Source organism: Stenotrophomonas sp. SPM (assembly GCF_003105135.1).
GTDB lineage: Bacteria > Pseudomonadota > Gammaproteobacteria > Xanthomonadales > Xanthomonadaceae > Stenotrophomonas.
In genome coordinates this window covers 1-8,930 of sequence record NZ_QETL01000134.1, presented here as the reverse complement: position 1 = coordinate 8,930, position 8,930 = coordinate 1, and the positions used below count along the sequence as shown (strand labels likewise).

Here is an 8,930-nt window from a genome sequence, read left to right as displayed (position 1 = left end):
CCAGCCCACACCGCCCCGCCTCTGACAGTTGGTCGCGGCTGTTGGTGGGCTCGGGGTCGGATCCGTTTTCCGTTGGAAAACGGCTCTGACCCCTTGGGGGCGAACGCTGCTGTGGACACGCTTTTGCTTTGCCCTTGGTAGGTGCCGACCGTTGGTCGGCACGCTTTCCCCCCTGGGTCAGAAGGGGTTCAGTGGCGCGCGCTGAATGCGCGGCAGGGGCGGGTAGACTGGGGCCTTGTTCCCATGAAGCCCGGTTGCCCGATGTCCGTCAGATTCCGCTGGTTGCCCCTGTTGTGCCTGGCCCTTGCGGGCTGCAGCCAGCTGGAGAACCCTGGCAACGTCACTGCCGCCGACAAGGCGACGCGGGCGCCGGCCAGCGATGGCGAGAACATGGTGTCGATCAATGCGGCTGACGCACCGCCTCCGCCGGTGGCGCCGCCGCGCAGCCGGGCGGATCGGGCGTGGCCGCAGGCGCAGCTGGAAAACGGCCAGGCCTGGATCAGCTGCGGTACCGACTACGCCGTCGATGGCGGGGACGGCGTTGAACTGGAAGGCCTGCAGCGCGAGCAGATCGAGCAGGCCATGCAGCCCTGTGCCGAGCGCGGGCTGCTGCGCGTGCGCTACCACGGCAAGATCAATCCAGGCTTCGCCGAAATGATGTGGCGGCTGGCGGTGGTGGCCGATGCGCTGAAGATCCACAAGCGCATCCTCGATCTCGATTCCAGCGGCGGCCAGGTTGAATCGGCCATCGTGGCCGGCGACAGCATCGGTGAGTCGGGCTGGACCATCTGGGTGCGCGAGGGTTCCATCTGCCACAGCGCCTGTGTGTTCGTGCTCGCGGCCGGCGACAACCGGCTGCTGTCGGGCAAGGTCGGCATCCATCGCATGATGCGCATCAGTTCCAAGGCCACCTCGCGCGCCGAGCTCAACCGCGAGCTGCACGAGGTCTACGACAATGTGAAGGATTACCTGCAGCGCAACGGCGTGGCGGTGGGCGTGGCCGACCTGATGATGACCGTGCCCAACCGCAGCCTGCGCCTTCTTACCCCCGACGAGCTGCGCCAGTACGGCTTGGACGGGACCAACGCGGTGCAGGACGATCTGGAGCGGATCAAGCAGATGCGTGCCTGTGGCGATGATTTCGTGCAGCGAAAGGATGCGTTCCTGGTGGCCTTCGACCAGCAGTGCAAGCGCGAAGGCGCGGACATGGAATCGATCAACAGCTGCGGCCAGGCGCTGAAGCAGCGCTTTGGCTTCCCCGATGAGGTGTGCCCGGAAGAGAGCCCGCTGTCGGAGATCGATGTGGCGACCATGCCGCCGGCCCCGCCGGAGAAGCCGCCGGTAGCCGAACAACCGGCCGCCGATGGCGCCGCGCCGGCCGCGCAGGGCGATGCCGCGGCCGTGGAAGCCAGCGCCCCCGCGCGCTGACGGCGTACTCACCGGGCTGAAGTAGACTGCGGTTCTTACCCTTGAACCGGCGGTGTCCATGAAGCGCGTGCGTTTGCCGAAGTTCCTGCTGTTGTCCCTGCTGCCGTTGACCGCGCTGGCGCAAGCCCCGGCACCGGCCACGCCCGCACCGTCCCCCTCACGCCCGGCGCAGGCGACCCCGGCGGCTGCCAAGCCGGCCACTGCCGCACCGGCGGCCCCGGCCCTGACCGCTGCGCAGCAGGCACAGGTGCAGAAGCAGGATGCGGACATGAGCGCTGCGGCACTGAAGGCCGCGCAGCTGGTGGACAGCAACCGTGCCGGTGAGCTGTGGGACGGTGCCTCGGCCGTGGCCCGCCGCGCGGTGCCCAAGGCGGCGTTCGTCAGCCAGCTGGCCGCCGATCGCACCCGCCTTGGCACCATGAACGGCCGCGGCCAGCCGACCATCACCCGGGTCAAGTACGCCGCTGGTGCCGCCGTGCCGGAAGGCCTGTACATCAATGTCAGTTTCCCGACCCGCTTCGCCAACAGCGCGCAGCCGGTGCGCGAACTGGTCTCGTTCCGTTTCGACGAGGACAAGACCTGGCGCTTGGCCGGCTACAGCCTGCGCGCGTCCGCACCCTGACGGAGAACCTCGATGGCCACTGAGCTGACCCTGCTGGCCTGGGCGATGTTGCTCGGCTTTGTGTACATCTTCGCCGCGTCTGCCGTGGTCACCCACGAACGCGGGATGAAGTGGAACGCGTCGGCGCGCGATGCGCCCGACGTGCCATTGAGCCCGCTGGCGGGAAGGCTGAAGCGGGCGCAGGCCAACTTCTTCGAAACCTTCCCGTTCTTCGCTGCCGCCGCGATCGCGGTGGTGGTGGCCGGGCGCAGCAACGAGACCACGGTGCTGGCCGCGCAGGTCTATTTCTGGGCGCGGGTGGTCTACCTGCCGCTGTACGCGGCCGGCGTGCCCTACGTGCGCAGCCTGGTCTGGGTGGTCTCGATCGTGGCCATCTTCAAGCTGGTGTTCGCACTGCTCTGAGGCAGGCGCGGGCCTGATCCAGATCAAGGCCGGTCATGCGCCTGGCGCTATGCTGGGCGCGACTGGAATCAACGGCAGGAGGCGCGGATGCGCAGGATGGACGTGGTAGTGGTCGGTGCGGGCCCTGCGGGCCTGTGCTTTGCGCGTGCGCTGGCCGGCAGTGGAATGCAGGTCGGCCTGGTCGAGGCGCAGCCACGCCAGGCGCTGGCCCGGGCGGCTTTCGATGGCCGCGAGATTGCCCTGACCCATGCGTCTCGACAGAGCCTGGAACAGCTGGGCCTGTGGCAGCGCCTGCCCGAAGCCGAAATTGCCGAGCTGCGCGACGCGCGGGTGTTGAACGGCGGCTCGCCGTTCGCGCTGACCTTCGCCAGTGGCCAGCGCGATGGCCAGCCGCTCGGCTGGCTGGTACCCAATCACCTGATCCGCCGTGCCGCCTGGGAGGCGGTGCAGGGCCAGGCCGGGCTGGAACTGTTCGATGGCCGCAAGGTGCTGGCCGTGCAGGCCGACGCCCAGGGCCACGTGGTCACGCTGGATGACGACAGCGAACTGCATGCCCGCCTGCTGGTCGCCGCCGACAGCCGCTTCTCGGCGACCCGCCGCATGCTCGGCATCGGCGCGCAGATGCGCGACTTCGGCAAGTCGATGCTGGTCTGCCGCATGCAGGTCGAGCGCGACCACCATCACGCGGCGTGGGAATGGTTCGGCTATGGCCGCACGATGGCGCTGCTGCCGCTCAAAGAGGGCCAGGCCTCGGCGGTCATCACCCTGCCGCCGCGGCAGATCGAGGAGCTGCTGGCGATGGACGAGGTGGGCTTTGGCGAGGCCATCACCGCAAGCTTCGAGCATCGCCTGGGGCAGATGCAGCCAGTGGCCACGCCCAAGGCGTATCCGCTGGTGGGGGTGTACGCGCACCAGTTTGTCGGCGAGCGTTCGGCGCTGATCGGCGATGCCGCGGTGGGCATGCACCCGGTCACCGCGCATGGCTTCAACCTGGGCCTGGCCGGTGCGCAACGGCTGGCGCAGGGCATTCTGGCGCAGCAGCGGAGGGGCGAGGACATCGCCGCGACCGACATGCTGGGCCGCTACCAGCGCGGCCATCGGCTGGCGTCGCGGCCGCTGTACGAGGCCACCAACGCCATTGCCAGCCTGTATACGGACGACCGCCGGCCGGCGCGCCTGCTGCGCGCGGCCGGGCTACGGGTGGCGCAGGGCGTGGCGCCGTTCCGGCAGCTGATCGCCGCGCACCTGACCCAGCGGGTGGCCTGAACCGGCTGGGCCCGCCTGGATCAGCCGGCGGCCAGCACCCGGATCTGGCTGTCGGCGAATTCAACCACCTGGCCTGCGCGGATCTTGCAGGCCTTGCGCAGCTCGACCTCGCCATCGACCAGCACCTGGCCTTCGCTGATGACCATCTTGGCCTCGCCGCCGCTGGTGACGAGGTCGGCCAGCTTGAGCAGCTGCTTGAGTTCAACGTACTCGCCGTCGAGGTCGAATTCGAGGATCTGCATGGTGGGGTATCCTTGGTAAGCGGGCGGGAAGGGCGCGTATTGTGCGCCAGCGCGACCCGGAAGGGGATGCGAATGGTTTCCTGTACGCATGGTTCAGGGAGAGTGCGGTATCATTCCGCTCTGAGTGAGTGAAATCTCCTCCGACCGAGCAGCGCCAGGGCACGCGATAAGAAGGGCGCCCAAAGCGCGGACCATCCCTTTTTTATCGCACTGCCATGCAGATGGCCGTGCCTTTGGAGTTCCCCATGTCCCAAGATTCCCAAGCGCCACTGCAGTTCGCGCAGCTCGGCCTGTCCGAGCCCGTGATGCAGGCCGTCACCGCCATCGGCTATGAAACCCCGTCGCCGATCCAGGCCGCCACCATCCCGGCGATGCTGGAAGGCCGCGACGTACTGGGCCAGGCGCAGACCGGTACCGGCAAGACGGCGGCTTTCGCCCTGCCGGTACTGTCCAACATCGACCTTCAGCAGATCAAGCCCCAGGCCCTGATCCTGGCGCCGACCCGCGAGCTGGCCATCCAGGTGGCCGAGGCCTTCCAGTCCTATTCGTCGAAGATCCCCGGCTTCCGCGTGCTGCCGGTGTACGGCGGCCAGCCCTACGGCCAGCAGCTGTCGGCCCTGCGCCGCGGCGTGCACATCGTGGTCGGTACCCCCGGCCGCGTGATCGACCACCTGGACCGCAGCACCCTGGACCTGTCCGAGCTGAAGACCCTGGTGCTGGACGAAGCCGATGAAATGCTGCGCATGGGCTTCATCGACGACGTCGAAGCCGTGCTGAAGAAGCTGCCGGAGCAGCGCCAGGTGGCCCTGTTCTCGGCCACCATGCCGCCGCAGATCCGTCGCATCGCCCAGACCTACCTGCAGGATCCGGTCGAAGTCACCATCCAGGCCAAGACCACCACCTCGGCCAACATCCGCCAGCGTTACTGGTGGGTGAGCGGCATGCACAAGCTGGACGCGCTGACCCGCATCCTTGAAGTCGAGCCGTTCGACGCGATGATCATCTTCGCCCGCACCAAGGCCGGCACCGAGGAACTGGCCGGCAAGCTGCAGGCCCGTGGCCTGGCCGCTGCCGCCATCAACGGCGACATGCAGCAGGCCCAGCGTGAGCGCACCATCGCCATGCTGAAGGAAGGCAAGCTGGACATCCTGGTTGCCACCGACGTGGCCGCCCGTGGCCTGGACGTGGAGCGCATCAGCCACGTGCTGAACTACGACATCCCGTACGACACCGAAAGCTACGTGCACCGCATCGGCCGTACCGGCCGTGCCGGCCGCAGCGGCGAGGCGATCCTGTTCGCCACCCCGCGCGAGAAGGGCATGCTGCGCCAGATCGAGCGCGCCACCCGCCAGCCGATCGAAGAAATGCAGCTGCCGAGCGTGGAAGCGGTCAACGACACCCGCATCAACAAGTTCACCTCGCGCATCAGCGAAACCCTCGGTGCCGGCGGCCTGGACTTCTACCGCCAGCTGCTGGAACGCTTCGAGAACGAGCAGAACGTGCCGGCCATCGAAGTGGCTGCTGCCTTGGCCAAGATGCTGCAGGGCGATACTCCGTTCCTGCTGCAGCCGCCGGTGCGCGCCCCGCGTGAGGAGCGTGCGCCGCGTGAGCGTTTCGACCGTCCGGAGCGTGGTGATCGCTTCGACCGCAACGAGCGTGGCCCGCGCTTCGAGCGTGGCCCGCGCCGTGAAGACGGTGAGGGTGGCTTCGAGCAGCGTCCGCGTCGTGACGTGCCGCCGCGCGGTGCGCCGGAGCAGGGCATGGAGACCTACCGCATCTCGGTCGGCCACCAGCACGGTGTGAAGCCGGCCAACATCGTCGGCGCCATCGCCAACGAAGCCGGCCTGGAAAGCCGTTTCATCGGCCGCATCGACATCCACGACGACTTCTCGCTGCTGGACCTGCCGGCGCAGATGCCGCAGGACGTGCTCTCGCACCTGCAGAAGGTGTGGGTGTCCGGCCAGCAGCTGCAGATGCGTGCGCTGGCCCCGGGTGAAGACACCAACCCGGCACCGCGTCCGTTCAAGCCGCGCTTCGACAAGCGTGGTCCGGGTGGTCCGGGTGGTCCGCGCCGTAGTGGTCCGGGCGGCCCGGTTGGCCACGGTGGTCCGGGTGGCGACCGCGGCGGTGACCGCGACAGCCGTCCGCCGCGTCGTGACGGCTTCAAGCCGCGCGGCCCGCGCAGCTACTGATCCACCGCGAAGTGCCTGAACAACGCCAGCCCCGGGCTGGCGTTGTCCGTTCAGGGCCACAAAGAGGGGAGTGGATTGAATCGATTCAGTCCCCTCCATACCCCTTTTTCGTGGTCCGGCTTCGCATGGTCCACACAGGGGCGGCCATAGGCTGGCATAGTTGGACAAGGAGGCTGTCACCGCACATTCGGGGGGATCCGGGATGGGTAGAGGCAAGGAGCAGCATCGGCGGCGGGTACCAATGACCCGTGGTCTGTGGGTGCGGTTCGTACTTCTGACGGGCACGGCGATCGGACTGGTCGGCCTGTCCGCGTTGATCCAGGAACTGCAGGCGGCGTCCACCGCCTGGATTGCGGGCCAGGGGCACTGGTCGCGTGGCCAGCAGGATGCCACCGCCGCGCTCAGCCGCTATCTGGCACGCGGAGATGCGCATGATCTGAACGACGCCCGGCGCGCCCTGCAGGTGCCGCTGGGCGATCTGCATGCGCGCTTGGCCCTGGAACAGCCCGAGCCGGACCTGGCGAAGGCGCGCGAGGGCTTCCTGCGCGGCGGCAACGCACGCGAGGACGTCTCGCGGTTGATTTTCTCGTTCCGTTACGCACGTGACCTCGGCGAGTTCAGTGAAGCCACCCGGTTGTGGCGGCAGACCGACACGCACCTGCTGGCCATGCAGGCGCTGATCGACGAACTGGACAAGGTGCCGCCGCAATCACTGCAGCAGCCCCGCGTGCGCGACCACTACATGCAGCGCGTGCACGACGTGGACCTGCAGCTGCAATCGCAGGCCGAAGCATTTTCCCAGGCCCTGCTGCGCATGGCACATACGGTGCGCATCGCCACCCTCATCGTCGGCGGCTTCTCGGTACTGGTCATCACCCTGATGGCGATAGCCCTGGCGCGCCGGGTCGGCACGGACCTGACCGAGCACGAAAGCCGCTTCCGCGCGGCCTTCTACCAGGCCAACGTGGGCATGCTGAAGCTGGATGCGGCCGGGCGGGTGATGGAGGCCAACCAGGCCATGGCGGACATCCTCGACTACCGCCGCGATGTCCTGCAGCAGATGGCGCTCGGCGACCTGCTGATGGATGGTGAGCTGGTGCTGGACACTGACGGCCGCATCGACTGGGATCGCCAGCTGCGGCCGGGCGAACTGCGCTTCCGCCGCCGTGACGGCAGCCTGGTCTGGGGCCGCTGGAGCGGCACCGCCGTGCGCAATGCCGGCGGCCGGCTGTCGGTGTTCTCCATCATCGAGGATGTCAGCCAGAACCATGCGCTGGCCCGCGAGATCGAGCACCACGCCAGCCACGATCCGCTCACCGGACTGATCAACCGCCGCGAGATCGAGCGGCTGCTGGAACGCGCGCTGCTGCAGGTCCGCTCGGAGGGCGGCACGCATTCGCTGTGCTACATCAACCTGGACCACTTCAAGCTGGTCAACGACAGCTTCGGCCACGCCGCGGGTGACCAGATGCTGCGCGGTTTTGCCGAATACCTGGTCGGCGCGGTGCGCGACGGTGACTGGGTGGGGCGGCTGGGCGCCGACGAATTTGCGGTGTTCCTAGGCCGGGCCAGCCAGGATGAGGCCAAGCGCGTGCTGCAGCGCCTGGTCCGCAACCTGGGGCAGGCCACGTTCCCGATCAGCGAGGGCAGCCCACAGCTGAGCTGCAGCATCGGCGTGGTGGAAGTGACCGCCGATGCGCCCGACGTGAACTGGCTGATGAGTGCCGCCGACAGCGCCTGCTATGCAGCCAAGCAGGCCGGCCGCAACCGCGTGCACTGTTTCAACGAGGACCGCCTCGCGCTGGACGAACGCCGCCACGAGGCCGAACGCCTGCAGCGGGTGAGCCGGGCGATGGCCGAGAACCGCATGCTGCTGTATGCCCAGCGCATCGCCAAGGTCGGCGATCCCGGCTACCTTCATTACGAGGTGCTGGTGCGCATGCGCGATGCCGACGGCGCGCTGCACCTGCCGGGCCAGTTCATGCCGGCGGTGGAGCGCTATGGCATGGCCGTGGCGCTGGACCGCCATGTGCTCGGCCTGTTGTTCCGCCACCTGCAGGTATGCCCGGCGCATGTACGCCAGCTGGGCCTGTGCAACGTCAACGTGTCGGCGCAGTCGATCGCCGAGCCGAGCTTCCTGGCCTTCGTCTGCGACCTGCTGGAGCGCAACCGTGCGTTGGCGGCCAAGCTCTGTTTCGAAGTGACCGAGACGGCGGCGATCAGCAACCTGACCCAGGCGCGGGCGTTCATCGACGCGGTGAAGGCGCGGGGTTGCCGGATGGCGCTGGATGACTTCGGCTCGGGCCTGTCCTCGTTCGGGTATCTGCGGCAGCTGCCGGCGGACATCCTGAAGATCGACGGCGCGTTCGTGCGGGACATGGACACCGATGCGGTGAGCCGGGCGACGGTGCGGGCGATCAGCGAGCTGGGGCGCGAGCTGCAGATGGAAGTGGTGGCCGAGTGGGTGGAGACGGCCGAGGTGGCACAGACGCTGGCCGACATGGGGGTGGAGGGGCTGCAGGGCTATGCGATCGAGCGGCCGCAGCCACTGGAGCGGTTGACGCTGGCCAACCAGCGGCCAGTGCGGCTGGTCGGCACCCAGGGCCCGACGGGGTAGGGGGTTTTCGGCAGGGCTTGCAGCCCTGCACCTGCTCAATGCAACGGCAACGGCCGAAGCAACAGCAACAGCGGCATTCCGTGGGATGGCGGGGCGGTGTGGATGGGCAGGACACGCCGTAAACCCGTCCATGGGGGCTCGATGGCGCCATCCATGGCGCC

7 protein-coding genes are annotated in these 8,930 nt (G+C 68.2%); 6 read left to right on the top strand and 1 reads right to left on the bottom strand.

Translation table 11 applies throughout. The annotated features are described in order from the left end of the window. Nucleotides 1-261: 261 nt before the first annotated feature. The 4 genes from DCO49_RS18300 to ubiM all read left to right on the top strand — a co-directional run bounded on the left by DCO49_RS18300 (nucleotide 262) and on the right by ubiM (nucleotide 3,718). Nucleotides 262-1,428 (top strand): hypothetical protein, encoded by a 1,167-nt coding sequence (locus DCO49_RS18300; protein WP_116865214.1) that lies wholly within the window; start codon nucleotides 262-264, stop codon nucleotides 1,426-1,428. Between the two features lie 58 nt (nucleotides 1,429-1,486). Then, complete coding sequence (locus DCO49_RS18295; RefSeq protein ID WP_116865213.1) at nucleotides 1,487-2,050, top strand: DUF4019 domain-containing protein; 564 nt, start codon at nucleotides 1,487-1,489, stop codon at nucleotides 2,048-2,050. A 12-nt stretch (nucleotides 2,051-2,062) separates the two neighbouring features. Beyond that, nucleotides 2,063-2,452, top strand: a complete 390-nt coding sequence (locus DCO49_RS18290) for an MAPEG family protein (RefSeq protein WP_116865212.1) — start codon at nucleotides 2,063-2,065, stop codon at nucleotides 2,450-2,452. Between the two features lie 87 nt (nucleotides 2,453-2,539). After that, the gene (gene ubiM, locus DCO49_RS18285) at nucleotides 2,540-3,718 is read left to right on the top strand and encodes a 5-demethoxyubiquinol-8 5-hydroxylase UbiM (protein WP_116865211.1); all 1,179 of its coding nucleotides are present in this window, start codon (nucleotides 2,540-2,542) and stop codon (nucleotides 3,716-3,718) included. A 20-nt stretch (nucleotides 3,719-3,738) separates the two neighbouring features. On the opposite strand, the gene DCO49_RS18280 is transcribed toward ubiM, so the two are convergent. Beyond that, a complete protein-coding gene (locus tag DCO49_RS18280) occupies nucleotides 3,739-3,960 on the bottom strand; it encodes an RNA-binding S4 domain-containing protein (protein ID WP_108768272.1) in 222 nt (73 codons plus the stop codon). 245 nt (nucleotides 3,961-4,205) lie between these two features. Here DCO49_RS18280 and DCO49_RS18275 point away from each other — a divergent pair, with 245 nt between their 5' ends. Next, complete coding sequence (locus tag DCO49_RS18275) at nucleotides 4,206-6,152, top strand: DEAD/DEAH box helicase (RefSeq protein ID WP_116865210.1); 1,947 nt, start codon at nucleotides 4,206-4,208, stop codon at nucleotides 6,150-6,152. Nucleotides 6,153-6,354: 202 nt separating this feature from the next. Then, nucleotides 6,355-8,769 (top strand): EAL domain-containing protein, encoded by a 2,415-nt coding sequence (locus DCO49_RS18270; RefSeq protein ID WP_116865209.1) that lies wholly within the window; start codon nucleotides 6,355-6,357, stop codon nucleotides 8,767-8,769. The last annotated feature ends 161 nt before the right edge of the window (nucleotides 8,770-8,930 follow it).